Origin of the sequence: Heyndrickxia oleronia (genome assembly GCF_017809215.1) — a bacterium.
Classification (GTDB): Bacteria; Bacillota; Bacilli; order Bacillales; family Bacillaceae_C; genus Heyndrickxia; species Heyndrickxia oleronia.
In genome coordinates this window covers 4,676,526-4,702,503 of record NZ_CP065424.1, presented here as the reverse complement: position 1 = coordinate 4,702,503, position 25,978 = coordinate 4,676,526, and the positions used below count along the sequence as shown (strand labels likewise).

Annotated in this window: 22 protein-coding genes; 19 read left to right on the top strand and 3 right to left on the bottom strand. The window is 36.7% G+C overall.

Annotated elements, in window-relative coordinates:
* Positions 1-120: 120 nt before the first annotated feature.
* Genes I5818_RS23600 through I5818_RS23590 form a run of 3 tightly spaced genes read left to right on the top strand, consistent with a single transcriptional unit; the run spans position 121 to position 3,506 of the window.
* Positions 121-1,092 carry an ABC transporter permease subunit gene (locus tag I5818_RS23600; RefSeq protein ID WP_058004509.1) on the top strand — a complete coding sequence of 324 codons (972 nt, stop codon included), beginning with the start codon at positions 121-123 and terminating at the stop codon, positions 1,090-1,092.
* Positions 1,089-1,988 (top strand): ABC transporter permease, encoded by a 900-nt coding sequence (locus I5818_RS23595; RefSeq protein WP_058004510.1) that lies wholly within the window; start codon positions 1,089-1,091, stop codon positions 1,986-1,988. Before I5818_RS23600 ends, I5818_RS23595 begins: the two co-directional genes overlap by 4 nt.
* 51 nt (positions 1,989-2,039) lie before the next feature.
* Positions 2,040-3,506 (top strand): amidase family protein, encoded by a 1,467-nt coding sequence (locus tag I5818_RS23590; RefSeq protein ID WP_058004511.1) that lies wholly within the window; start codon positions 2,040-2,042, stop codon positions 3,504-3,506.
* Between the two features lie 39 nt (positions 3,507-3,545).
* Here the strand turns inward: I5818_RS23590 and I5818_RS23585 are convergent, their stop codons facing one another.
* Positions 3,546-4,040, bottom strand: coding sequence for a GNAT family N-acetyltransferase (locus I5818_RS23585; protein WP_058004512.1), 495 nt, complete (start codon positions 4,038-4,040; stop codon positions 3,546-3,548).
* 416 nt (positions 4,041-4,456) lie between these two features.
* Between I5818_RS23585 and htpG the strand changes: the two genes are divergently transcribed.
* Positions 4,457-6,334, top strand: a complete 1,878-nt coding sequence (gene htpG, locus I5818_RS23580; RefSeq protein ID WP_058004513.1) for a molecular chaperone HtpG — start codon at positions 4,457-4,459, stop codon at positions 6,332-6,334.
* A 218-nt stretch (positions 6,335-6,552) separates the two neighbouring features.
* On the opposite strand, the gene I5818_RS23575 is transcribed toward htpG, so the two are convergent.
* On the bottom strand, positions 6,553-7,062 hold the full coding sequence (locus I5818_RS23575; protein WP_058004514.1) for a MerR family transcriptional regulator: 510 nt from the start codon (positions 7,060-7,062) through the stop codon (positions 6,553-6,555).
* A 441-nt stretch (positions 7,063-7,503) separates the two neighbouring features.
* Here I5818_RS23575 and I5818_RS23570 point away from each other — a divergent pair, with 441 nt between their 5' ends.
* From I5818_RS23570 to I5818_RS23510, 13 genes are all read left to right on the top strand, one after another.
* Positions 7,504-8,859, top strand: a complete 1,356-nt coding sequence (locus I5818_RS23570) for an arsenic transporter (RefSeq protein ID WP_058004515.1) — start codon at positions 7,504-7,506, stop codon at positions 8,857-8,859.
* Between the two features lie 266 nt (positions 8,860-9,125).
* Positions 9,126-10,502, top strand: a complete 1,377-nt coding sequence (gene rlmD, locus I5818_RS23565; RefSeq protein WP_078110024.1) for a 23S rRNA (uracil(1939)-C(5))-methyltransferase RlmD — start codon at positions 9,126-9,128, stop codon at positions 10,500-10,502.
* Between the two features lie 416 nt (positions 10,503-10,918).
* Positions 10,919-11,107: a helix-turn-helix domain-containing protein gene (locus I5818_RS23560; RefSeq protein WP_035198876.1), complete on the top strand. Its 189-nt coding sequence runs from the start codon at positions 10,919-10,921 to the stop codon at positions 11,105-11,107.
* Between the two features lie 20 nt (positions 11,108-11,127).
* Positions 11,128-11,859, top strand: coding sequence for a DNA-methyltransferase (locus tag I5818_RS23555; RefSeq protein ID WP_078110023.1), 732 nt, complete (start codon positions 11,128-11,130; stop codon positions 11,857-11,859).
* Positions 11,849-12,937 carry a DNA cytosine methyltransferase gene (locus I5818_RS23550; RefSeq protein WP_066226112.1) on the top strand — a complete coding sequence of 363 codons (1,089 nt, stop codon included), beginning with the start codon at positions 11,849-11,851 and terminating at the stop codon, positions 12,935-12,937. The genes I5818_RS23555 and I5818_RS23550 overlap by 11 nt, the downstream gene beginning before the upstream one ends.
* Complete coding sequence (locus I5818_RS23545; protein WP_078110022.1) at positions 12,924-15,143, top strand: 5-methylcytosine-specific restriction endonuclease subunit McrB; 2,220 nt, start codon at positions 12,924-12,926, stop codon at positions 15,141-15,143. The genes I5818_RS23550 and I5818_RS23545 overlap by 14 nt, the downstream gene beginning before the upstream one ends.
* Positions 15,140-16,600 carry an LlaJI family restriction endonuclease gene (locus I5818_RS23540; protein WP_078110021.1) on the top strand — a complete coding sequence of 487 codons (1,461 nt, stop codon included), beginning with the start codon at positions 15,140-15,142 and terminating at the stop codon, positions 16,598-16,600. Before I5818_RS23545 ends, I5818_RS23540 begins: the two co-directional genes overlap by 4 nt.
* A 17-nt stretch (positions 16,601-16,617) precedes the next feature.
* Entirely contained in the window at positions 16,618-18,486 is a 1,869-nt protein-coding gene (locus I5818_RS23535) for a helix-turn-helix domain-containing protein (protein ID WP_035198872.1), read from the top strand.
* 467 nt (positions 18,487-18,953) lie between these two features.
* Entirely contained in the window at positions 18,954-19,487 is a 534-nt protein-coding gene (locus I5818_RS23530; RefSeq protein ID WP_235849625.1) for an ECF-type sigma factor, read from the top strand.
* A 240-nt stretch (positions 19,488-19,727) separates the two neighbouring features.
* The gene (locus I5818_RS23525) at positions 19,728-20,051 is read left to right on the top strand and encodes an rRNA biogenesis protein rrp5 (protein ID WP_078110019.1); all 324 of its coding nucleotides are present in this window, start codon (positions 19,728-19,730) and stop codon (positions 20,049-20,051) included.
* The gene (locus I5818_RS23520) at positions 20,044-21,183 is read left to right on the top strand and encodes a DUF2800 domain-containing protein (RefSeq protein WP_078110018.1); all 1,140 of its coding nucleotides are present in this window, start codon (positions 20,044-20,046) and stop codon (positions 21,181-21,183) included. The genes I5818_RS23525 and I5818_RS23520 overlap by 8 nt, the downstream gene beginning before the upstream one ends.
* Position 21,184: 1 nt before the next feature.
* Positions 21,185-21,733 (top strand): DUF2815 family protein, encoded by a 549-nt coding sequence (locus I5818_RS23515; RefSeq protein WP_026561413.1) that lies wholly within the window; start codon positions 21,185-21,187, stop codon positions 21,731-21,733.
* A gap of 72 nt (positions 21,734-21,805) precedes the next feature.
* Positions 21,806-23,740: a DNA polymerase gene (locus tag I5818_RS23510; protein WP_026561412.1), complete on the top strand. Its 1,935-nt coding sequence runs from the start codon at positions 21,806-21,808 to the stop codon at positions 23,738-23,740.
* Positions 23,741-24,024: 284 nt separating this feature from the next.
* Here I5818_RS23510 and I5818_RS23505 read toward each other — a convergent pair whose 3' ends face one another.
* Positions 24,025-24,624, bottom strand: a complete 600-nt coding sequence (locus I5818_RS23505) for a TetR/AcrR family transcriptional regulator (protein ID WP_078110017.1) — start codon at positions 24,622-24,624, stop codon at positions 24,025-24,027.
* Positions 24,625-24,727: 103 nt separating this feature from the next.
* Here I5818_RS23505 and I5818_RS23500 point away from each other — a divergent pair, with 103 nt between their 5' ends.
* The gene (locus I5818_RS23500) at positions 24,728-25,441 is read left to right on the top strand and encodes a GAP family protein (RefSeq protein ID WP_015926217.1); all 714 of its coding nucleotides are present in this window, start codon (positions 24,728-24,730) and stop codon (positions 25,439-25,441) included.
* A 25-nt stretch (positions 25,442-25,466) separates the two neighbouring features.
* Complete coding sequence (locus tag I5818_RS23495; protein ID WP_000658732.1) at positions 25,467-25,685, top strand: hypothetical protein; 219 nt, start codon at positions 25,467-25,469, stop codon at positions 25,683-25,685.
* Positions 25,686-25,978: the final 293 nt, after the last annotated feature.

The following is a 25,978-nucleotide window of genomic DNA, read 5'->3' as shown; positions in this document are numbered from 1 at the left end:
AAAATTATCAGTAAAGGGTAAATAAAGGTTGCATTGGAAAAAGTAATATACCTATAATTGGGAAAAGTGTGAAAAATGTAAATGAATAGCGAAATTTGCTAAAAAGGGGGGAGTAGGGTTATGGCTATAAAATTCGTGCTTCAATTATTTAAAACACTATTATTATGGCTGTTTGTGACAACCATCTTAATCTTGCTTATTCTTCTTCCAAGAGGAGATAGTAAGATTGATTATTCCAAATCACGGGTAGAAATGACGGAAGAATATGAAAAAAATATCACTACCTTTTCATGGGAGAGTTATAAAAATAATATTACTGATTTTTTTTCATATGCAATTAAAAACAGAAGCTTGGGTCAAACAGAATATGGAGTTTCTGTCGAATATGAAGTATGGAGATATACGAAAAAAAGTATCTATATTTTACTCCCTAGTATTATTATTAGTTTTATTTTTGGTGTAGTAAAGGGAATCTATGATTTTAAAGTAGGCAAAAAGGCATTCAATTTATTTGGAGAGAAGATTACCTCCTTTTTTTTATCTGTTCCTGATTTTTTTGTCATCATAGCCATTCAGGTTGGAATCATGGCTCTAATTGATTTAGGCTTTCCTCACGTTAAATTGTATGGGAGTGAGACACTATCTAATAAATTATTTGCTATAGGATTTTTGTCCATCTATCCGACCTTTTATATCGCAAGGATAACAGAAAATTATCTTTCCTCCGAAAGTGGAAGGGACTATGTGCGGACAGCGATTGGTAAGGGGACACCTAGTAAAAAAATTATCTACTTGCATATGCTTAATAATTGCTGGATTCGTGTTGTTGGACAAATTAATACCTTAGTTCTGTATATTTTATCCAATCTATTCATTGTTGAGTTTTTAACGGGTTATCGTGGAGGTGCATACCGATTTTACCAGGCATTTCATGTGCCAAAACAATTTAGTATAGGCTCCAGCATGAATATAGATATTCCAATTGTTGTGGAGTTTATCGTACTGTTCACTACGATTGTGTTACTAACAAAAATAGTGAGTGATATGATCCATTCAATATTGCTTAGAAGGGAGGCCACTATAGAGAAATGAAGAAAAATAAATCATTAATTATAGGTATCAGTTTAGTTTCTATTATTCTATTCATTGCTATTGCTGGCCCTTACCTTCCTTTTGTCGATCAAGAATTAAAGACAGAAGGAGTACGAAAGATGGATAATGGGTCACTTAAGGTTCCTGCTTTTTCCCCGTCTAGTATGAATCTATTAGGGACGGATTCAGAGGGAAGAGATATTTTAAGTCGTTTGATTATGGGGACTAAAGAAGTTTTATACAGTGTAATCGGGATAACGTTAATTCGCTATTTAATTGCTGTCCCTTTTGGACTTTTTGCAAGTTTCTATCAATCAACTAGTAGATTACTAGATTTCTATAATAAAATCTTTTCGTTTGTACCAATCATTTTTATGGTGGTGCTTATCGTCAATCTACCATATATTATGTATTCTCCTCATAGAACCATTCTAGTCATTGTCATTATTGCATTGCTCGAAGTGGGGAGGGTTGGACAATTAATCCAAAATACGATATATACGATTTCTAAAAAGCCATTTATTGAAGCGGCTACATCTATTGGAACAAATAATCGTGGAATGTTTACTCGTCACTATTTTCCTTTTCTTTTGCCTGATTTGATTGTAAATCTAGTTTTAGATATTGGAAGAAATATGTTCCTACTCGGACAACTAGGGATTATTAATGTTTTCCTCGTGCATCGAATTGAAATTGTTGGAGAATTAACCGCAGAAGTCATTAATGATTCAAATGCGTGGCCACTGCTTTTTAAAGATGTCACATTTGATATATTTTCTAAGCCTTGGATTCCGATTGCTGCATGTGTGGCGATAACATTAGCGATTCTGGCCTTTAATCAACTTGGTAAGGGATTGAGACAGTTATTTGAGCAGAATGAGGTACGGTATTTTTAAATATATAGGGAAGAAAGGCGACAGTGATTATAAAGTGAATGGGGTAAGGATATGGAATTTTTATTAAAGGAATCAATTATCGAAGAACGTACAATTACGCAACTTCAAGAATCGATGGAGAAAGGTGAACTTACATCAAAGGAACTGGTCATGTACTATCTATATAAAATCGCGAAATATGATCAGGACGGACCAAGGATCAACTCTGTTCTTGAAATCAATCCGGATGCCATTTTTATTGCAGAAGGATTGGATCATGAGCGGAAAATGAAAGGTTCAAGAGGTGTTCTTCACGGCATTCCCATTTTATTAAAGGATAATATTGAAACGAAGGACAATATGCATACGAGTGCGGGAACATTGGCACTTGAGCAGTATGTAGGGAAAAAGGATGCCTTTCTAGTCGAAAGGCTGCGACAAGCAGGAGCGGTGATCTTAGGAAAGGCAAATATGACTGAATTAGCGAATGGAATGTCTAGTAAAATGTGGGCAGGATATAGCTCAAGAGGTGGACAGGTGGTCAATCCGTATGGCTCTGAATTCTTTGTTGGTGGTTCAAGTACAGGCTCTGCAGCTGCTGTTGCCTCTAATTTTACAGCTGCAGCTATCGGAACGGAAACAGATGGCTCTATCCTAAGTCCAGCCGTTCAACATTCGGTAGTGGGCATTAAGCCAACAACTGGTCTTATTAGTCGTACAGGAATCATTCCATTTACGTATTCTCAGGATACAGCAGGGCCGATGGTAAGAACAGTAGAGGATGCAGCCATTCTATTAGGGATGTTAACAGGTGTAGATTCAGAGGATCCTGCAACATATAAAAGTGAAGGTATGTTCAATGGGGACTACACTCATTTCCTAGATGAACAAGGATTAAAAGGGACAAGAATTGGTGTATTTACTCAAGTAACAGAAGATTCCTTCATGCCAGGTGAGTATGATGAAGCTTTATTTCAGCAAGCGATACAAATCATGCAATCAGCAGGGGCAAAAATGATAGTCGATATTGATCTTCCCTCCCTTCATCGAGAATGGAGTTGGTCTGTTAACTATTATGAGCTAAAGCATAGTCTAGAAAACTTTCTTAACCATTTACCAGCTCATTTTCCGGTACATAGTATTAGAGAATTAATTGAGTTTAATCGAGAGAGTCCTGAAAGAACATTAAAATATGGCCAAGATAAGCTCGAGATAAGAGGAGAACTAACAAATACGTTGAGAGAATCAAATTACTTATTGGCCAAACTAGAGGATTTATATTATGCACGCGAAAAAGGGATTGACGAAGCTATAGAAACCTATCAATTAGATGCTATTCTCTTTCCTGCTTATGTAGGATCTACAATCTGTGCTAAAGCTGGCTACCCATCTATTGCACTTCCCGCAGGATACATGGAAAATGGCCGTCCATTTGGAATAACATTGGCTTCGGGGGCATTTACGGAAGGGACATTAATAAAACTAGGATATGCCTTTGAAAAGGCAGGAGGGTTTAGAAGAAGACCACTATTTTCATAACTAAAACAGGGAAGCCCCATAGACGGGTTTCCCATGTTTCTATATTAATTTATAAAGATAGTATTCATTGACCGGGTTTCCATCAATCATTAAGGAATGGACCTTTTCACCTTCAATAATAAAGCCCATTTTTCTATATAGGAGAAAGGCATTTTCATTATCTTTTATTACAGTTAACTCAAGTCTTGTAAATTCTCTTTCCTTTGCCCAGCGAAACATTTCTTCAAATAATTGCTTGGCAATTCCTTTTCCACGATGTTTCTTTGATACTCCTAAAACGAGATAGGCAGAATGTCTTGTGCGTTTTACACTGCCACCTATCGCAATCATATATCCAATCAGCTGTTCATTCTCTTCAACGACTAAAATCGTTGAACGATCATCCCCTAAAATACGTTTTATTCTTTTCTCTTCCTTCTCAATATCAATCATTCTTTCACCTGGATCATAAAGCATAAATCCTGATTCATCGATTTCCTGACATAGATGGCTAAAGGCTTTGGCATCAGACGGTTGAATCTCTCTAATTTTCATATATGATGTTCCTTTCAATTTTGATAGTAAATATATTTCTAGGAAAAGAGCTTTTTTCCTGTAATTATTTTTAAACAAACGTTTGATTAGTAATGAAAATAGTACATTTATCAATCGTTTATGTCTTTAAACAAACGTTTGATTAAGCCAGCTTTCTTATGTTTGTTCCCTTGTAAAAAACCTACAGTGGGCTTTTACACCTAGTAACGAATTCAGCAGTTCTTTAACTATATTTATTAGTTAAAACTTTACCTAAATAGCATCCTTGATTAAAGAAAAAAATAGTTTGAAAGAAGCTATTGATTTAACAAATTGACATGAGCTATCTTTTATGATATTTAAAATATGGTTAGCACTCTTTGTATGAGAGTGCTAAAATGGAATATATAGTTTATTAATAGGAAGGAGATATTCATATGGCAAAGAAGCAATTTAAAGCAGAATCTAAACGATTATTAGAAATGATGATTAACTCCATTTACTCTCAAAAAGAGATTTTTTTAAGAGAATTAATCTCGAATGCTAGTGATGCTATTGATAAAATTTACTACAAAGCATTAACAGATGAAGCATTAACATTTGATAAAGATAGCTATTATATTAAAATTGAGGCGGATAAAGAAAACCGCTTATTGAAAATCTCTGATACCGGAATAGGGATGACAAAAGAGGATCTCGAAAACAATCTTGGTACAATCGCTAAGAGTGGTTCTCTTGCGTTTAAAAATGAAAACGAAGCAAAGGATGGCCATGATATTATTGGTCAATTTGGTGTAGGATTTTATTCCGCATTTATGGTAGCAGATGAAGTAACAGTTATCAGTAAAGCATTAGGTAGTGAAGAAGCATATAAATGGGAATCTAAAGGTGCGGACGGATATAAGATTGATCCATGTGAGAAGGAGTCCGTGGGAACAGAAATCACCTTGAAAATCAAGGAAAACACTGAGGATGAACAATTTGATGAGTATTTAGATGAGTATCGTTTAAAAGCGATTATTAAAAAGTACTCTGATTTCATTCGCTACCCAATTAAAATGGATATGACAAGCAGCCGTCTAAAAGAAGGCAGCGAAAATGAATATGAAGAGTTCACAGAGGAACAAACAATTAATAGCATGGTTCCAATTTGGCGAAAAAACAAAAGTGAGCTTACCGAAGAGGACTATGAAAATTTCTATCAAGAAAAGCGGTACGGCTTTGACAAACCATTGAAGCATATTCATATTAAAGTAGACGGTACAGTACGATATAATGCGATTTTATACATTCCAGAAAATGTTCCATTCGACTATTATTCTAAAGAATTTGAAAAGGGATTAGAGCTATATTCCAGTGGTGTATTAATTATGGAAAAATGCTCAGACCTATTACCAGACTACTTTGGCTTTGTAAAAGGTATGGTCGATTCAGAAGATCTATCCCTAAATATTTCACGTGAAATTTTACAACAAGATAAGCAACTTAAATTCATTGCGAAAAACATTAAAAGCAAAATCAAACGTGAATTGGAAAGCCTCTTAAAGAATGAACGTGAGAAATATGAAAAATTCTATAATGCCTTTGGTCGACAATTAAAATTTGGTGTTTACAATGACTTTGGACAGGATAAAGAAGTCCTCCAAGATCTAATTATGTTCTATTCATCGAAGGAGAAAAAGCTTGTTACATTAGATGAATATGTCTCAAGAATGCCTGAGGACCAAAAATATATTTATTATGCAACAGGAGAATCCATCGACCGAATTGACAAGCTTCCTCAAACCGAACTTGTCTCTGAAAAGGGATATGAAATCCTCTATTTCACTGATGATGTAGATGAATTCGCAATCAAAATGCTAATGAACTACAAAGAAAAAGAATTCAAATCTGTTTCTAGTGGTGATCTCGGTATTGAAGAAGAAAGTGAAAAACAAACAGAGTCTGAGGAAAAAGAAAGCAAAGAGCTCTTTGATTACATGAAAGAAGTACTTGGTGATAAAGTTAAAAATGTTCGTGCTTCCAAGCGTTTAAAATCTCATCCTGTTTGTCTAACAGCAGAAGGCGAAGTATCTATTGAAATGGAGAAAGTTCTCAGCGCCATGCCAAATAATCAAACTGTGAAAGCAGATAAGGTTCTAGAAATTAACGTCAATCACGAAGTATTCTCTTCCTTAAAAACTGCCTTTGAACAGGATAAAGAAAAAGTGAAACTATTTACAAATCTACTTTACAATCAAGCTCTTCTTATCGAGGGTCTGCCAATCAATGACCCAGTTGAATTTACAAATGATATTTGTAAAGTGATGGTTTGATCGTTGATGTAAAAGCTTTGTTCCGTTACGGAGCAAAGCTTTTTAAATGGTAGAATGGACCATTCATTCAATTTGGATGGACCACTTCAAAACCAGTAGAAACCGGTCAAAAAATGGTATTGACTATTCAAAAAAGAGGAGTGAACCACTCAAAAAAAAGAAAGAACCATAATATAATTAAGGATCGTCCATTTAGAACGATCTTGTTATTTCTATATTTACCCCAGAATATTAAATAATTTTAAAAATCCTTTCCGTTTTCCACGCTCTCGAAATTCGACTGGTTGGGTGTCTGTTTGACTCTGTTGCTGAGTTTCAAATAGTTTTTTTTCTAATTGTTCTATACGATTCGTTAGCTTGATCATTTCATTCTCTAAATCCTCAATTTCCCTTCTATGTGATAAAAGTTGATAGCTGACAACATTATCAGCCTTTCCGTTTATTTGACCTTCTAATTGGATTAATTTTTCGTGAAGGGTATTGGTAGTAGGTTGATCACTTTGAGTTTTCTTTCCTTTGCGTACCTTTTTAAAAGGTAAATTAATTTCGTGGAGGAGCTTTCCCTTTTGAATTTCTGCTTGTATTTGTTTAAACATCGCAATATCTTCATCGCTAAATTCGAAATGACCCAAATCATTTCGATTAATTTCCAGTTCTAATTGTTTAATCCATCGTTGAATCGTGCTATGTGAGACACCTAATAACTTCGCTACACTTGCTGTATTCAAGTAAATCCCTCCTTTTCTTTAGATTATTCTACTTTGACTAAAGGAATCCTTTGCATACGACAAAACTAGTACCGCTTCGGCAAAGAAAGTGGAAGTTTTTCGCTATTGTCGAATATTTGAACAACCCTAATGTATACAATTAGACAATTATTCATAGAAGACGAATCTTCCTCCACTCCGTTTGTCTTGCTAGACCATAAGCTTCAAGCTATAATACAAGCTTTTCAAAAACCGAATATTTACTTTGGTTACAAGGAATTTTATGTGAATTGTTTATATAGACTTTTCTCTTCACAAGACAGATTTAGTAGAAAGACAACCGTATATTTAAATAGACTTGGATAAGTATCTATTACAACAATTTCTAGGGGGAATATAAATATAAGTAAACGGACATGTAAAGATAGGGATCTAGATGTTGAAGAAGAAAGGAGGGTTTATATGAATTATGACATCTTCATCACTGGTTTTGTCTTCCTCATTACTATGTTGATTATTTTCTGGAGACCAAAAGGAATAAATGAAGCATGGCCTGCTTCAATTGGGGCTTTAATTATATTACTAACTGGCGTTGTATCAAGTAGCGATATACAAGACATTATCAGTAAAATCGGTGGGGCATCCATTACGATTATCTCTACGATTGTCATGGCGGTTATATTAGAAAGCTTTGGTTTTTTTCACTGGGCAGCAGCAAAACTTGCAAGCTTAGCGAGGGGATCAGGATATCGATTATACTGGTTTATCCAATTATTGTGTTTTTTGATGACACTTCTATTTAATAATGATGGCAGCATATTAATTACAACCCCTATTCTAATACTTCTATTAAAAAATCTCAGACTTAAACCACACCAGCAAATCCCCTACCTTTTAAGCGGTGCATTAATAGCTACCGCCTCTAGTGCGCCAATTGGAGTAAGCAATATTGTTAATTTAATTGCTTTGAAAATTGTTCATATGTCTCTGTATATGCATACCGCTATGATGTTTATCCCAGCTACATTAGGATTACTTTTTATGTCAGGATTAATGTTTATATTGTTAAAACGAACAATACCAAAAAAATTGCCAAATACGAAATATGATTTAGAAGCAATGTTTTTCATCAAGCATTTTCATCCTTTAAAAGGAGGCATTGATGTTAATACAAAAAAGAAACGGACAACATTCATGTTGAAATTATTACTTTTTGTGTTTATCATGCGATGTTTATTATTCGTTGCCTCGTATTTCTCCATACCTATCGAATTTGTTGCAGTATTGGGTTCAGTCGTATTGTTAGTGTGGAGATGGTACTATTTGCGAACAAATCCTGTTGATATATTAAAGAAAACACCCTGGCATATACTCATTTTTGCCTTTTCTATGTATGTGATTATTTACGGACTTCATAATGCAGGTTTAACAGAATTTCTCGTAAAAATTTGCGAACCGATTGTGAACCAGGGATTGTTCTATGCCAGTTTTATTATGGGGGGATTAGTATCTATCCTATCGAATTTGTTTAATAATCACCCCGCATTAATGATTGGAACCATTACATTAACGGAAATGGGACTTGATCCCGTTACACTAAAAACTATCTATTTAGCAAATATAATTGGCAGTGATATGGGATCTTTATTATTACCGATCGGAACACTCGCTTCATTAATTTGGATGCATATATTAAGACAAAATAAAATCAAAATTAAATGGAAGGATTATTTGAATGTATCACTGATAGTCATCCCGTTAACTACCATCGTTACCTTATTCCTATTATTCTATTGGGTACAAATGATATTTACTTAAAGGAGAGGTAGGAGGGAGTAAATGAATAAAAAATAAAAAAGCACCCGTAAAGGATGCTTCAACATAACCCCAATAAGGTCCTCTATCTGTTATGTTAGATGGAGGTCTTTTTCCATTCACTATATATTTATTAACATAAGTGCTAAATGGTTAATACTTAAGCAATTTCACATTTAATCAAACGTTTGATTAATAAATTTTCATCCCAAACAGTTGTGTGATACAATCGTGACATCATAAATTGGTTTTAGCAAAGGAAGAAAACAATGAAAATTCAGCTACCCGTCCAGAAAAATGACTATATAGATGTAACCTTTGTCGATCTTACTCATGATGGTCATGGTGTTGCCAAAGTAGATGGCTATCCCATCTTTGTTCCTAATGGATTACCAGGAGAAAAAGCAAAGATTAAAGTAATTAAGGTCAATAAAGGATATGGATTTGGCCGTATCATTGAGTTATATGAAACAAGTCCAGACCGGGTCAAACCAGATTGTCCGATCTATAAGGAATGTGGAGGATGCCAGCTACAGCATCTGAGCTATTCAGGTCAACTAAAGGCAAAACAGAAACAAGTAAAAGATGTACTACAAAGAATTGGTAAAATTGAAAATGTAACAGTTCATCCGGTCCTAGGTATGGAAGATCCATGGCGTTATCGCAATAAAGCACAGGTGCCTGTCGGTGACAGAGAAGGCGGACTAATTGCCGGATTTTATCAGCATCGTAGCCACGATATTATCGATATGGAAGCTTGTCTCATTCAACAAGAGAAAAACGACACAGTCATCCAAACGGTAAAAGAAATCTGTGGAAAACATGGAGTTCGTGCATACAACGAAGGAACACATAAAGGCACATTACGCCATATTATGGCCCGCTATGGAATGAAAACCGGAGAAGTCATGATCGTGCTCATCACACGGACAACAGATCTCCCAAATAAAAAAGCGATTATCGACGAAATCACTGCGCAAATACCTGGTGTAAAATCTATTGTTCAAAACATTAATACACAGCGTACAAATGTTATTTTTGGAGTAGAAACAAAAGTACTTTGGGGAGAAGAAGTCATCTATGATTATATCGGCAACATCAAATTTGCCATCTCAGCTCGCTCCTTCTACCAAGTCAATCCAGAACAAACGAAGGTTCTTTATGATCAAGCCTTAAAATACGCAGGTCTAACCGGTCAAGAAACAGTTATAGATGCTTATTGTGGAATCGGAACCATCTCATTATTCTTAACCGAAAAGGCGAAGAAGGTTTATGGAGTAGAAATTGTTCCAGAAGCGATTGAAGATGCCAAACGTAATGCAGAATTAAATGGAATCACCAATGTTGAATTCGCTGTTGGTGAAGCGGAAAGAGTTATTCCTAAATGGTATTCAGAAGGCATCACTGCCGATGTTCTTGTTGTCGATCCACCGCGTAAAGGCTGTGACGAAACATTACTGCAAACCATTATTGATATGAAGCCAAAGAAAGTGGTTTATGTATCTTGTAACCCAGCTACATTAGCGAGAGATTTAAGAATATTGGAGGATGGGGGATATCAGACGGTTGAAGTGCAGCCGGTGGATATGTTCCCGCAGACGACGCATGTGGAGTGTGTTGTCTTGATGTCACGGGTGGAGAAATAGGGTCTATTCAAAGCATTGATAAATAAAGGGTTTTCGAGATTGGGAAACATTCTGCCGGTTGTGCGGAGGATATTCTGAGTCTCGAAAACCCTTGTTTTTATTTATTAAGTAAACATATCGACTGTGGAAATCGGCAGAGGGTTGAGGAGATAGGATGGATAATTTTGTAGGGTGTGGAGATAGGATAGATGTAATAAATAACAAATGTCCTAAATATATGTGTTTGATTTGATAGATGGCATTGAAATAATAATTATTCAATATAAACAGTATGTATCAACGCTAATTCATATCTATTACCATTAAACCATATTTAATATTGCGATTTTATGTTAAAATATTTATATTCATAGGTTTTTATGTTATGATAGATTACTATAATTATTATCACCAGTTTGATATCCGAGGTGAAAGAAATGAATGAGATGAATGAAAAATGGTCAAACCTTGAGGAAATTTCAGAGTATTTAGGTGTTACAAAAGATACAATTCGAAATTGGATAAAAAAAACCGATATCCCTGCTCATAAAATTGGTCGGCAGTGGAAGTTTAAACTTTCAGAAGTTGATGAATGGGTCAAGAGTGGAAAAAGTGCGATAGAATAAGTTTTGGAAGGAAGAGCTTTATGGCAGAAATACGTTTATACAACGGTGATTGTATCGAAACGATGAAGCAACTAGACGATGCATCTGTTGATTTGATAATAACCGATCCCCCATATAATTTAGGGAATTTTATGAAAAATAGAGATACTAATCTTGTGAAAATGAGAGAAAACTTTTTTGGAGCAGCTGGTTGGGATGACCTTGATTTTGATGATTGGCAAAAGTCAATGGACAACTTTTTTATGGAGTCTGCTAGGGTATTAAAAAAAGGTGGTTCTATGATTGTCTTCATGGCAATTATTAAAGTTGAAACGTTGATTAGGCTTGCAGAAAAAAGTGGATTTTATTATAAGACTACAGGTATTTGGCATAAGTTAAATCCAATGCCACGAAATATGAACCTCCATTTTGTCAATTCAACTGAAGCATGGCTATACTTCACATATAAAACACGTACAGGTACATTTAATAATGAAGGGCGTTTAATACATGATTTTATAGAAACCTCAATTACACCGAATGGGGAGAAAAAATATGGCAAGCACCCTACTCAAAAGCCAGAACAATTAATGGAACATTTTGTGGAAATTTTATCTATTGAGGGTGATACTGTCTTGGACCCATTTATGGGAAGCGGAACAACTGGAGTAGCTGCGAAAAGACATAATAGAAACTTTATTGGAATTGAGTTAGATAAAGATTATTTTAATGCTGCATCTAAGCGTATCGAGGAGGTGCCAAATGAAGCCTAAAGTAATCGATTTATTTGCAGGTGTTGGAGGAATGTCTTTGGGATTTGAACAAATGGGATTTGATGTAGTATTTGCAAATGAGTATGATGTCTCAATAGCAGATGCCTATAAAATAAACCATCCTAATACCGATATGTTAGTGGCCGATATAACAACAGTAGATTTTGAAGAAACATTTTCAAGGTATTTTGGGGAAATAGACGTCATTATCGGAGGGCCACCATGTCAAGGATTTTCGCAGAAGGGTCAGAGGAAAACAATTCATGATGAACGTAATTTCCTTTTTAAATCTTTTGTGAGAGTTGTTGAGAAAGTACGACCCAAGTACTTTGTGATGGAAAATGTCCCTAATTTACTTACTGCTGAACGCGGGTATTTTAAGAAGGAACTAGAGAAACTCTTTAATGACATGGGTTACGAATTAAACATGGGAGTGTTGAATGCGTCAGATTATGGAGTGCCACAAAATAGAAGACGTGCGATAATTATTGGTAAGCAAGGAGATGTTGCTCCTTCACTCCCAACACCACAAGAAGGTAAAGTAACAATATGGGATGCAATAAGTGATTTAGCTTACTTGAATTCTGGCGAGGGATCTGAAAAGCAAGAATATAGAAACCCGCCACAAAGTTCTTACCAAGAAACTTTGAGAAAAGAATCAACTATTTTATATAATCACGTTGCAACTAATCATTCTGCTTTAGCTTTAGAAAGGTTGTCATTGATTCCACCAAATAGTGGCAAGGAGGTTCTTCCAGAAGAGCACTTAACAAAATCTATTTATAGTGGTACTTGGACCCGTATGAGAAAAAATGAAGTATCTGTTACCATTACGACACGGTTTGATACACCATCATCAGGAAAGTTTACACATCCTTTTTTGAATCGTGCAATTACTGTTCGTGAAGCGGCTCGCATACAGTCTTTCCCAGACTCCTTTCACTTTGTTGGTACTAAAGGATCTCAAATGAAACAGGTAGGAAATGCTGTTCCGCCTTTATTAGCTAAAGCCATTGCTCAGGTTATTATGAAAGATATAGAAGTCTATAAGGAGGATACTGCATATGCAAAGGCCTGAAAACATGGAAATTTATGAAGATATAGATTTAAAGCTTGGCATTAAGTCATCTTTGCCCAACGTTAAAGCCACACTTGCCCTTTTTATTTTGATTTGGAAGAGTGAAGGACGTCCCGCAGAAGTAAAGTATTCAGTTCAAGATGGTGATTCAATTCGTATTTCGGATGAACTCATGAATAAGCTTATTGCATATTCTTCACCAGTGTATAGTGTTCATGGCATTTCGGATGATCAATTTCGTCAAACGGTGAATAACAATCAACTACTAAAATCACAAATGGAAGCTCTTATTGTAGCGTTTGAACTGTATTGGAAATTGGGCGAAATTGTTTTTCAGGATAATACTAAGCCTGTTAGTTCTGAGAGAACAGGTGGTGTGAGATATCCAAAAGAGATACATTTTACTTTGAATATGGATATTATTGATGTAGCTATGGCTGTGGCAGAGGAGAAATATAAGGAAGTTTTGCTTAATTGGTTGGGATTGAATGTTGCCACAAGTGAACGAGAAGATAAATTGCTTAAGTCCGTATTAACGGCTTTGTCAGAAACAGCCGTATTTAAACTTGATGATAGTGGTCAAGATGTAATTTTTAATCAAGATAGCATCTATCGTAAACTTTTAGCTACCACCGAACCAGTAGATATTAATGGTGATAAAGAAGCCAAGGGTTCATTACGAGTTCTGAAAACCTCGCTAAATGATGGAACTAATCCATATTTGAACTATTCGCGTGGAACAGTTACTTCTACAAATGATCCGGATCTAAACCTTGCTGATTATCAAAAACGTGTTTCTACATTCTTGTCTCTAAGTACTACAAAAATCGTAGGAATTGATGAGTATGAAGAAGTAGAGAGTGGGGCAGATGCTGCACATGAATCCAATGATGACTATCTTACCGATTCTTCTAATGCTGAATTAATAAAATATAAAACAGGATATCAAACTGATTTCCACCATAATAGAATTATCTTTGGTGCTCCAGGAACAGGTAAAAGTTATACTTTAAATCGAGATAAGGAGACCTTGCTTAAAAATGGTGGCGAGTACGAGCGTGTGACTTTCCATCCCGACTATTCGTATGCTAACTTTGTGGGAACTTACAAGCCTACGATGGTGGATTCAGTAAAGAATCTGATTGGAAGCAAAGATGAGAGGGATGTTTTAACTGTTCTGTTGGATGATAAAACGGCTCAAGAAAAATATGATTTGCTATATGAAAAATTTAAAGATGGCGATTTAACTCGCTTACCACTTTTACTAGGATTATATAGTGATGACAAGTTTAAAACTAAGAAAAAAGATGGCTCTGATGCTAGTGGTGATAATAGCGTTGAACGAAATCATGGTCGTGCGATTAGGCCATATGTAAATCTGATTTCAAATAAACAACCTGCTAGTGAAATTGCATATGAATACGTTCCTGGCCCATTTATGAGGACGTATGTTAAAGCACTTAAAAATGCTCAGTCAGATAGTCCTAAGCCATTTTTATTAATTGTTGAAGAAATCAACAGAGCGAATGTTGCAGCTGTATTTGGTGATATATTTCAGTTATTAGACCGTGATGAGGACAATGTTAGTGAATATGCTATTCAAACATCTGAGGATATTAAAAAATATCTTGCTAAAGAATTAGGAGGTAATCCACAAGAGTATTCTGAAATCAAAATCCCAGATAATATGTTTATATGGGCAACTATGAATAGTGCTGACCAAGGAGTATTCCCTATGGATACTGCATTCAAACGTAGATGGGACTTCACTTATTTAGGTATTGATGATAGCGAAGAAAAAATTGTAGGTAAAACTGTTGAACTAGGTAAAGGTGCAAACAAGAGAATAGTTGAGTGGAATGAATTGCGTAAAGCGATAAATACTGAACTTCTTTCATATAAAGTGAATGAGGATAAGTTGCTTGGCCCATATTTTCTGTCAAAGAAAATCGTTCCTGAAACGGAGCCTATTGACCCGACAAAGTTTATCGCCACATTTAAGAGCAAAGTTATCATGTATTTATTTGATGACGCAGCAAAGCAGAAACGCCAGACTCTTTTTGATGGTTGTAATGATAAGACGACATACTCTTCTATTTGCAAAGAGTTTGAGGAAAAGGGTGTATTTATCTTTGCCAAAAATATCAGCAATAAATTCCCTGCTACTGCACCTACAAATAACCTTACAGGGGACGGTGCAGAATGATATCGAAGTTTGTCCGAGAACAGAAAAGATACAATCAAACTGAATTACAGGACATCTTTCAATGCTCGGAAGAAAAAACGGTAGATATTATTAAGCGTTTGAAAGAGTTTGGTGTTCTAAAGGCTGTTAAAGCAACGGATTCTCAAAAAAATATGTCAGACCTTTTGGAAGAGGATATTGAAGTTGCAGATGTAGAGATTGGTGAGAACGAATACCTTTATGTGTTTACTTTCGTTGGTGTAATAACCGTTTGGGGTTGTGTATTAAAATGCTATCCTAAATATATCTTAACTAATAATGATCCCTTAACTGAGTTAAAAACAATAATAAAAGTTCTTGAAAAGTATAATGCCAAAGAGCAAATCATTCGTATGTATAATGATAACAGTGAAAGTAGTGCTTTCAACTTGCTTGCTGTTATGATTTTCTTGCTACATGACTACTACGAAAATGGTGCATATACGAATACAAAAGATATAATTGAAACTAATGGTTCGGGTGAAATACTGTGGGACAAGACGATAAATGAGACCTTTACTTATCTCAGTAATAATCGACCATATTACATAGAACTGTTTACACAAAAACGTATAAATGATGATTTTGATTACTTTAAAAGGCTCCATGAATCTATTATAAGTATTTGCTCTAGGGAACTAAAAGATGCAGATTTGTTGGATTTGTTTGATATACTTCCGGTTGAAGTGTCTGATGAAGAACTTGATGACTTTGGAGAAAAAGACTATATACTTTACCGCATACAAAATGAATTGAATTTGCAGTTTAATACAAGAAAGCAGTTATTACTAAAGACGTTATACGCCTATGTTGCACATAGTAGCACACTTGCAGAAATTGATTGTTTCACTATGTTTGGTACAAACAGTTTTAATTTAGTATGGGAAAAGGTGTGTGCGGAAGTACTGGACAATCAATTACAGACTCCACTAGGTTCACTGCCTATTTCGTTATCTGACGGATATAATCCTTATGACCTGCTCATTTCATTAATAGAAAAGCCAAAGTGGAATGGTTATAAGCAAGATGGTTCTGAATTTCAAAAGGCCGCTAGGGAAACCCTCGTCCCAGACCTTGTGTCGATCCATAAGATGAATAACTCACATCAGTTCATTATATTTGATGCTAAGTATTATAATATTCAACTTGAGCATGGAAAAGAACTACGGGGACAACCTGGAATTGGTGATATTACAAAGCAGTACCTATATCAGTTGGCATATAAAAATTTTGTTAATGATCATGGAATTCACGATGTTAAAAATTGCTTTTTGATGCCAACCGAACAACATAGCATTATTAATAAGGGATACGTCAATATAGAAATGTTAGATGCTCTCGGGTTACAGAATATACAAATAAGACAGTTGCCCGCAGAATTGATATACTCGCACTATTTAGCAAATGAAAAAATGGATATAGGCTTACTTCATTTATAAAGGGGATGTGGGGGAGTATGGCAGGTAATCGTTCATTTAAAGAATATGTGGCAGAAAGATTCTATAATAAAATGTTTGCTGCCATACAGGATTTCACTGAAGAAAACTACGATGGCTTAGACTTACGGCTATACAGAGTTCAAAACATCGGCGGCATTGAGTTATCAGATATAGAAGTAAAGTTCGTATCTGTTAATGACTTACCGGACATGAAAATAGAATTTGATGTTGCTGTTGAAGCTGAATTCGAAGTCCGTGAATCAAATCATCGTTATGATGAATCAGAAAATTGTCGGCAATGGTTTATGCTGGAATGCTCAGGAGATTTAGATTGCAATTTGGATGACTTTACAATCTCCAATATAACTGAGTATACTAGCAAAAATAAGCAGCCGAAACCTATGTCAGACTCCCTTGTCCCTATCATCCATAAGGAACAACTAGAATCTGTTGCCACAGACTTCCTTAGAAGACATTATCCTGAAGCATTAAAAAACCCAATGGCAGTTGAGCCACAGGTGTTGGCAGAAAAAATGGACCTTACAGTAGAAATGAGAGAGATTACAAAGGATTTCTCTGTTTTTGGGCAGATATACTTTCACGACTGTGATGCGGATTTTTATGATGAAGATAGCGATGAAATGGTACAGACCCGTGTGAGTGGCCGCACAATAATCGTGGACCCTAAAGCTTACTTTCTTCGTAATCTGGGATCAGTCAATAACACTATTGTACATGAGTGTGTTCATTGGGATCAACATAGAAAAGCATTTGAATTGGAGCGGTTATATAATAGTAGTGCCACACGAATCAAGTGTCAGGTAGTCGGGGGTATAAAAGACAATACAAGAGATGCAACTGACTGGATGGAATGGCAGGCGAATGCCCTCGCTCCAAAGATACAAATGCCACTTGCCATGTTTAAAACCCAAGCGTTCAAATTTATTAAGCAATTCAGTTCAGAACTGGGAACATCTGAACTTATAGATGTAATGGAGCCAGTTATTGACGCCTTAGCAACGTTCTTCAGTGTATCTCGGGCAGCAGCTAAAATCCGAATGATTGATGCTGGATATGAGGAAGCAATCGGAACTTTTACTTATATAGATGGTCGCTACGTCAAGCCGCATAGATTTAAGAAGGGTGCGCTTGAAAGAAATCAGACCTTTTCTATAGGTGCAGAGGATGCTGCTATCCAAAGCATAACCAATCCAGAAATGGCCGCTCTAGTTAGAGACGGAAGTTATATATATGTAGATTCTCACTTTGTGCTAAACCATCCAAAATATTTAACACAGGATATATTCGGACAAACGGTACTTACAGACTACGCACGAACCCATATGGAAGAGTGCTGCTTGGTTTTCGAGTTATCAGTCAAATCCGGGTGTAGGGAAAGATACTATACTGAATGTTTCCTCAACCGTGATAAGACATCAAATATAGATTTTGATATAAAGTATTGTAATGGTTTTGAGTATGCGGCTCCAGAAAAGAAGGCTCAATTACTAGCCGAAACGATAGCTGAAGAAATGCGAATCTATAATGAATTGCCAAATAGCTATACCAGCTCTCTCAAAATAGTACGTGAGTGGAAAAAAGTAACTTATAAAGAATTAGCAGAGAAAATATTGGTCAACGAGCGTACCATAAGACGTATCGTTAATGGTGAGGAACCGGGATCTATTAATTCCATTGTATTGATTTGCCTTGGACTTCATCTACCGCCAAATATTAGCAGTCATATAATTCGCAACTCACCATTTTCATTGAACTTCAATAACAATAGTCATATTTGGTATAACTTTGCATTGACTCACCTATATGCAAAATCGATGGATGAGATTAGAGCATTTTTACAAATACATGGGGCAGAGCCATTATAAAAGTTTAATATATTTTGAAAAAGCGGACACGGGATGTCCGTTTTTTAGTTGCAAAATATGTGAGCCATACATGAATCCTTTTAAGGGTTTGTGTATGGCTTTTTTTGTTGTTTTTAGGTGTTTTTGTTGGGAAAAGCGTCATTTTGAGCCTGAAATTAACGGGCATGAGGTGTCCGCCAAGGCTGTCCAATTCTCACCTACAATAATGATAGATGAAGGAAAGGTCCTTCGTAGTTAGCAAGAATTAGACCATTCCTCGTCTACAAAAAAATATCAAATGCCTGATTTGCAATAAGGCAAAGGATACATATTGTAACGTTTCAGTCCGTTTAGGATTGTTATGCGTTGCAATAGAAGTACCTTACCTTGTTGCGCTCATTTTCAGGACAAAGGGTCTGTGTACTTCGAGGCACAGACCTATTTTTGTATCCTTTGCCGCCAATGCAGTCCGGCGGAAAGGATGCAAAATGAAAATTAGAATTATGTACGACAACAAACCTACCTATTTGGAGGTACCAGACGAGGACTTTACCTTAATGATTGATGCAGATTACGAGGACAGGCTATCCTGTGCCGAAGATAAGGAAACTGTAACTCGCCGTTCGCCACAGGAGATTATGGACGAGCGTTTTAACAAGCCCGACTACAATAACTGGCACAAGTTTGATAGAAACAGAGGGATGCCAAAGAAGCCATTCCGTAAAGATGACCAAGCTGTAGATGAAACGGATCATATGGACTATTTCTCTGATAACACAGATGAAGAGACTCGTGAGAAAAAAGAAGAGTATGAGTATTGCTGTGAGATTATTCGTTCTATTCTTAAGCCGAAACATTCAGAACCTTTTATTGCTGTATATCTTGATGGCATGACAATGACCGAGTATGCAGAGCGAGAAGGTGTTAGTAAAAGTGCTATTTCACATCGCTTGGCTACCGCTAAGAAGAAATTAAAAAAAGTTTTTCCAGAATCCTCAACTTTCCCCTCTTGCCACGGCTAATAGATAGAGGGCAACACATAAACGCTCTCAAGAAAGAGGTGAAGAACTTGAAACACAACTTGAAAATCAGTGTTTCAAAAACTCCACAATCTGGCGGTATTGTAACTTGCCGTAATGTCACCATAAGGGAGCGTTTCCTTCGTTTCTTACTTGGTGATAAGCAGAAACTGACTATTCTTGTTCCGGGTGACACCGTACAAGAACTCGCCATTAGTGAGATTAAGGAGGGAGGATCAAACCATGAGCAAAATCAAACTACTTCTTGATGTGGTTTCTGATATGCGTTCTTTGGCAGACAGCATAAAAGCGGTCGCTGATGCAATGGCGGGCAATGAACCTGTCGAAGCAAAAGAACCGACTACACCTGTAAAAGAACCTGCGCCAAAGAAAAAGGAAATCACTCTAGAGGAAGTCAGAGCAAAACTTGCTGAGAAGAGCCAAGCCGGTCTTACTGCCCAAGTAAGAGAAATCATCAAAAAATACGGTGGCTCTAAATTAAGCGAAGTTGACCCAAAACATTATGCAGATATGTTGAAAGATGCGGAGGTACTAGGTAATGAGTGATCACGCAGTACTTTCCGCATCGGGGTCCCATAGGTGGCTGAATTGCCTTCCATCTGCAAGATTGGAACTAGAATTTGAAAATAACGAATCCAATGCAGCTGCTGAAGGCACCGCCGCACATGCTCTTTGTGAACATAAACTTAAAAAAGCACTTCACATGAGAAGTAAGCGTCCTGTTTCATCTTATAACACCGATGAGATGGAAGAACACAGCGATGCCTATGTTGAATTTGTAATGGAGCAGTTTGAACTGGCGAAACAAAGCTGTACCGACCCGTTAATACTTATTGAACAACGTCTTGATTTTTCCTGCTATGTACCACAGGGGTTCGGAACTGGTGACTGCATCATCATTGGCGATAAAAAGCTTCATATTATCGATTTTAAGTACGGCATGGGTGTGTTAGTAGATGCAGTAGGAAACCCACAGATGAAATTATATGCCCTTGGAGCTTTGGAAATCTACGATAGCCTGTATGACATCGAGGAGGTTTCTATGACTGTCTTCCAGCCACGCAGGGAGAATGTCAGTACATGGACAATGCCGGTAAATGAATTAAATGACTGGGCAGAAAACGAACTGAGACCAAAGGCCAAAAAAGCCTATGAAGGTGAAGGTGACTATCTTCCAGGTGAATGGTGTACTTTCTGTCGAGCAGCTGTTAAATGTCGTGCAAGGGCTGAAGAGAAACTGAAACTAGCACAAATGGAGTTTAAATTGCCACCCCTGCTTACGGACTCTGAAATTGAAGAAGTTCTTTCTAAACTGTCCGACCTTACAAAGTGGGCGAATGAAATTATGGCTTATGCCACAGAAGCAGCCGTTAATCACGGTAAAGAGTGGTACGGTTTTAAGGTAGTCGAGGGCAGATCTGTTCGTAAATATAAAGACGAAGAAGCTGTGGCTGAAGCAGCCAAGGCAAACGGTTATAAGGATATCTACCGTCACAGCCTTATTACCTTAACGGAAATGCAGAAACTGATGGGCAAAAAGAAATTTGAAGAAATCCTCGGTGGTCTTATACATAAACCACTAGGTAAGCCAACGCTGGTTCCACTTTCCGATAAGCGGCCAGCTATGAATATATCAAACGTAAAAAACGAATTTAATGAGATAACGGAGGAATCGTAATATGAATAATCAAAACAGAACAAAGGTTGTTACAAGCGTTAACACACGACTCAGCTACTTTCATGGCTGGGAACCAGTATCTATTAATGGCGGGGCGGAAAAATACAGTGTTTCCGTATTGATTCCAAAAACAGATAAGGAAACCATCAATGCTATCAATGCAGCCGTAGATGCAGCCATTGAAGAGGGCATTGCAAAGTTTGGCGGTAAAAAGCCGAATAAGGCTGCTATCAAACTGCCACTTCGAGATGGTGATGTGGAACGTGATGATGAGGCATATAAAGGGAATTACTTTGTAAATGCCAACAGCAAGACTCCACCCCAAATAGTAGATAAAGCAGTTAGACCAATCCTAGATCGCAACGAGGTATACAGCGGTTGTTACGCAAGAGTATCCCTAAATTTCTATGCTTTTAACTCTAATGGCAATAAGGGTGTGGCTTGCGGTCTTGGTAACATTCAGAAGATAAGAGATGGAGAGCCTTTAGGTGGAAGAACCAATGCTGCTGATGATTTCACAACCATTGAAGATGATGATTTTCTAGCATAAAGAATAAATACAGACGAGGTGGTGGAGGTTGTTCTTCTGCCACCTCGTTTGCATTGGAAAGGGCGGTAATACATGAATTCTATTTCTATTGATATTGAAACTTTTAGTGGCGCCAATCTTCAAAAGTCTGGTGTTTACCGTTATGCCGAGAGTGATGATTTTGAAATTTTACTATTTGGCTATTCAGTGGATGGCGGCGAAGTACAAGTTGTTGACATTGCTTGTGGAGAGGAAATCCCAGATGAAATTATAAACGCACTTATGGATAATTCCGTCACCAAGTGGGCTTTTAATGCAATGTTTGAGCGTGTGTGTCTATCAAAATGGCTTAACCTTACAAATTATCTTGACCCTACATCTTGGAAATGCTCCATGATCTGGTCGGCATATATGGGACTTCCGCTTTCGCTAGAGGGGGTCGGTGCAGTTTTAGGTTTAGAAAAGCAAAAATTGACTGAAGGTAAAGACCTTATTAAATATTTCTGTACTCCCTGCTCCCCTACTAAATCAAATGGCGGTCGAGTTCGTAATCTGCCGGAACATGACGTGGAAAAATGGGAGCGGTTTAAAGCATATAACCTTCGTGATGTGGAAACTGAGATGTCAATACAGCAGAGATTATCCAAGTTTCCGATGCCTGGGACCATTTGGGAGGAATATCATATCGACCAGGAAATCAATGATCGCGGCATTGCCATTGACATGACTTTCGTAAAACAGGCTGTCGAGATGGATGAGCATTCCCGTGAAAAGCTGATGGCTTTAATGCAGGATATAACCAATTTAGAGAATCCAAACTCTGTGCAACAAATGAAAGATTGGCTTGCCGACAATGGGCTAGAAACAGAGTCCCTAGGTAAAAAAGCTGTTGCTGAGATGTTAAAAACAGCACCTGAACCACTAGGCACTGTTTTAGAACTTCGTCAGCAACTTGCGAAATCATCGTTGAAAAAATACACAGCAATGGAGAACGCAGTATGTAGTGACGGTCGTGCAAGAGGAATGTTTCAGTTTTACGGAGCCAACAGAACAGGAAGATTCTCTGGCAGGCTGATTCAACTGCAAAATCTCCCACAAAACCATATGCCTGATTTGGAACAGACTCGTGCTTTAGTTCGAAGCGGAAACTTTGATGCTCTTACTTTACTCTATGATTCTATCCCAGAGGCACTATCAGAGCTTATTCGTACTGCTTTTATACCTCGAGAGGGCATGAAGTTCATCGTTGCAGATTTTTCAGCGATTGAGGCTCGCGTCATTGCCTGGCTTGCAGGCGAAAAATGGAGAATAGAAGTATTCCAAAATGGTGGTGACATCTACTGTGCCAGTGCTTCTCAAATGTTTAGTGTACCTGTTGAAAAGCATGGTTTGAATGGCCATCTTCGTCAGAAAGGAAAAATCGCTGAACTTGCCCTCGGTTACGGCGGATCTGTTGGAGCATTAAAATCAATGGGTGCTTTGGAGATGGGAATTGAAGAAGAGGAACTACAACCGCTTGTAACGGCTTGGAGACAGTCCAATCCCAATATCACAAAACTCTGGTGGGATGTTGACCGGGCAGTAAAAACTTGTGTTAAGCAAAAAACTCCCACAGAGACACACGGCATTAAATTTATCTATCAAAGCGGGATGCTCTTCATTGTCCTCCCTTCTGGCAGACGGCTTGCCTATGTGAAACCTCGTATGGGAGAGAATATGTTTGGCGGTGAGTCGGTTACTTATGAAGGGGTCGGTGGGACGAAAAAATGGGATAGAATCGAAAGCTATGGACCCAAATTTGTAGAGAATATTGTTCAGGCAATCAGTCGTGACATCTTGTGTCATGCCATGCAGACATTAAAGAATTGTTCCATTGTGGCTCATGTACACGATGAAATTATCATCGAGGCAGATATGGGGACGTCACTTTCCGCTATCTGTGAACAGATGGCTAAGATACCAACATGGGCAAATGGCCTGTTGCTTAGTGCTGATGGTTATGAGTGTCAGTTTTATCAAAAAGATTAAATTAATTGGTAATCGGATAATCGTGTGGGAGGAGGTTAAAAGACCTTCAATTTTTAAATAATGAAAACAGGATAGCACTTATTTTATGACCGGTACGTGCTATCTTGTTTGTTTAATAAACGCTCCATTTTTGTGGAATAAAGGGTTAAAATTCGAATCTTGAAGAAATATAGTGAAAGAACCGATTTTGACTCCTCTCTCTATAAAGTTAATAATAAATCAAGGGGTAAGACTAAATCTATTAAAAACAAATGGGACAATAATTGATACATCGACCGATTAGCTTAATTGATTTTATTGCAGAGTGTCTCTAAATGATAACGAATAACTTCCTTCACCTTTTCTGGAGAGTATACATCAGGTCTTAATAAAGCATGAATCGACAATCCCTCTATTAATGCCGTTAACCTACTCTTTTCTAATTCTGCATTCATTGAATCTGATAATACGCCTTTTAGAGCTAAGATTTCAATCATTGAATTTGCTAATTCATATGTACCGTCCGTCATTTCATCTTTTTTGTCCTTTATTGTATCACTTGTAAGTGAACGTAATGCAAGAATCCACCAAACACTCGTTTCAATTTTCTTTTCTTCATCTATTGGTACTAGCTCTAATAAAACTTCTTCTACTGCCTGCACTGGGTTTTCTGACCATTCTTTATTTTGAGAACGTTTTTTCCCTTCTTCTAAGTAGTAATTCATAATAAATAATAACATTTCATCTTGAGTTGAAAAATAATGTCTTAACGCACCAGAAGACATCCCTGTCTCAGCTGCAACTCTTCGTATAGACGCTTTCTCAACCCCTTCTTTCCTAATAATATTCCATGCAGCCTCAGCAATTTGTTTGCGCTTTTCATCATGATCAACAATTTTTGGCATTATAAAAATCACTTCCTTTATTTAGCACAGTGTGTTATTATCTTTTTATAGCACGGTGTGTTAAATAGATAATACCACAACATTTAAAGGAGGACTAGTTTGTTTGATCGAAACTATTGAAGCATTGATGCCTTCTTCATCATTAGACATTTCTTCAGCATTAATGATTATTTCTTTGTGTGCTTTAATTGATATTTTAAGTCCCGGTGTACTGACTGTAACAGCCTATTTATTACTGACACAACCGAATCAGTTATCTTCTCGTTTATTTGTGTTTTTATTCATCACGCAGTTAGGCTATTTCATCACGGGTTTATTACTCTACTTTGGTGGAAATTCATTATTGAAGAGAATAGAACAATTGTCTCAGTTTGACTTTATCAATTGGTTTTATATCCTACTTGGAGCAGTTCTTGTTCTAATAAGCTTCAGTAAACCAAAAGAGACTACAAAAAAACGTTTAATTTCATTTATCCCCAAAAATACAACAATTAAAGGGATGATTATACTAGGAATCATTGTTTTCCTAATTGAATTTGTAACGGCATTGCCTTACTTTTATTCAATCTTTTTAATGAATCATCAAACAATTGAGACTACACCTGCTATCTTAATAATAATTGGATACAATCTAGTAATGGTGCTTCCTTCTCTATTACTGTTAGGGGTTAATATTATATTTAAAGAAAGATTGCAACAATTTCTTATTAAAATCAGGTCAAAATTAAATGAAGCTCCAATCTCTTCGCTCTTGGTAGCGACAGGAGTCATAGGTGCAGTTTTTTTTAATATCGGTCTTAGAGGCATTTTAAATTAGAAAAAATATTAAAGAGGTGTTCATCATGAAAGAAATTATCAGTGGTCTCAGTCTACTTTTTATTATTCAGGGAATAGGCGGATTAATCAATCATTTGACTAATGGGGGAAAAAGTTGGTTTTTAGTAAATTATATTGATGCGTTTCAAGGGTTTGAAATCGTTTTGGACATTGTATTTATTGCAGTTGGTGGAATCATAGCTTTAGCCACTCGTAAAATAACATCAAGTAAAAGCAATAAGTGAATGATGTAAAATAAAAAATACAGAGTGAGAATTTCTCGCTCTGTATTTTTTATTTTAATTGATTCTCCTCGAGGCTCTACCAACCTTACTCATCCAGGTCATAGATAAAATATGATACCAAAATGATTGTTTTCCTCTTCTCTTATTAGCTCCAAATCCTATAGGCCTATTACAGTTTACGTTACCATTTTTTGTTCATCAATCTAGTCCGTTTGTAAAAGTAGAAAATTACTGAATCAGCTTTTAAATCTATTTTACATACACAAATTTCGAACAAAAATCCGGATGTATAA

Coding starts and splice junctions, on each gene's coding strand:
- htpG (WP_058004513.1), top strand. CDS start 4,457: ATGGCAAAGAAGCAATTTAAAGCAGAATCTAAACGATTATTAGAAATG.
- I5818_RS23590 (WP_058004511.1), top strand. CDS start 2,040: ATGGAATTTTTATTAAAGGAATCAATTATCGAAGAACGTACAATTACG.
- rlmD (WP_078110024.1), top strand. CDS start 9,126: ATGAAAATTCAGCTACCCGTCCAGAAAAATGACTATATAGATGTAACC.
- I5818_RS23570 (WP_058004515.1), top strand. CDS start 7,504: ATGAATTATGACATCTTCATCACTGGTTTTGTCTTCCTCATTACTATG.
- I5818_RS23530 (WP_235849625.1), top strand. CDS start 18,954: ATGAAAATTAGAATTATGTACGACAACAAACCTACCTATTTGGAGGTA.
- I5818_RS23540 (WP_078110021.1), top strand. CDS start 15,140: ATGATATCGAAGTTTGTCCGAGAACAGAAAAGATACAATCAAACTGAA.
- I5818_RS23585 (WP_058004512.1), bottom strand. CDS start 4,040: ATGAAAATTAGAGAGATTCAACCGTCTGATGCCAAAGCCTTTAGCCAT.
- I5818_RS23535 (WP_035198872.1), top strand. CDS start 16,618: ATGGCAGGTAATCGTTCATTTAAAGAATATGTGGCAGAAAGATTCTAT.
- I5818_RS23560 (WP_035198876.1), top strand. CDS start 10,919: ATGAATGAGATGAATGAAAAATGGTCAAACCTTGAGGAAATTTCAGAG.
- I5818_RS23545 (WP_078110022.1), top strand. CDS start 12,924: ATGCAAAGGCCTGAAAACATGGAAATTTATGAAGATATAGATTTAAAG.
- I5818_RS23550 (WP_066226112.1), top strand. CDS start 11,849: ATGAAGCCTAAAGTAATCGATTTATTTGCAGGTGTTGGAGGAATGTCT.
- I5818_RS23505 (WP_078110017.1), bottom strand. CDS start 24,624: ATGCCAAAAATTGTTGATCATGATGAAAAGCGCAAACAAATTGCTGAG.
- I5818_RS23600 (WP_058004509.1), top strand. CDS start 121: ATGGCTATAAAATTCGTGCTTCAATTATTTAAAACACTATTATTATGG.
- I5818_RS23495 (WP_000658732.1), top strand. CDS start 25,467: ATGAAAGAAATTATCAGTGGTCTCAGTCTACTTTTTATTATTCAGGGA.
- I5818_RS23510 (WP_026561412.1), top strand. CDS start 21,806: ATGAATTCTATTTCTATTGATATTGAAACTTTTAGTGGCGCCAATCTT.
- I5818_RS23515 (WP_026561413.1), top strand. CDS start 21,185: ATGAATAATCAAAACAGAACAAAGGTTGTTACAAGCGTTAACACACGA.
- I5818_RS23555 (WP_078110023.1), top strand. CDS start 11,128: ATGGCAGAAATACGTTTATACAACGGTGATTGTATCGAAACGATGAAG.
- I5818_RS23595 (WP_058004510.1), top strand. CDS start 1,089: ATGAAGAAAAATAAATCATTAATTATAGGTATCAGTTTAGTTTCTATT.
- I5818_RS23525 (WP_078110019.1), top strand. CDS start 19,728: ATGAGCAAAATCAAACTACTTCTTGATGTGGTTTCTGATATGCGTTCT.
- I5818_RS23520 (WP_078110018.1), top strand. CDS start 20,044: ATGAGTGATCACGCAGTACTTTCCGCATCGGGGTCCCATAGGTGGCTG.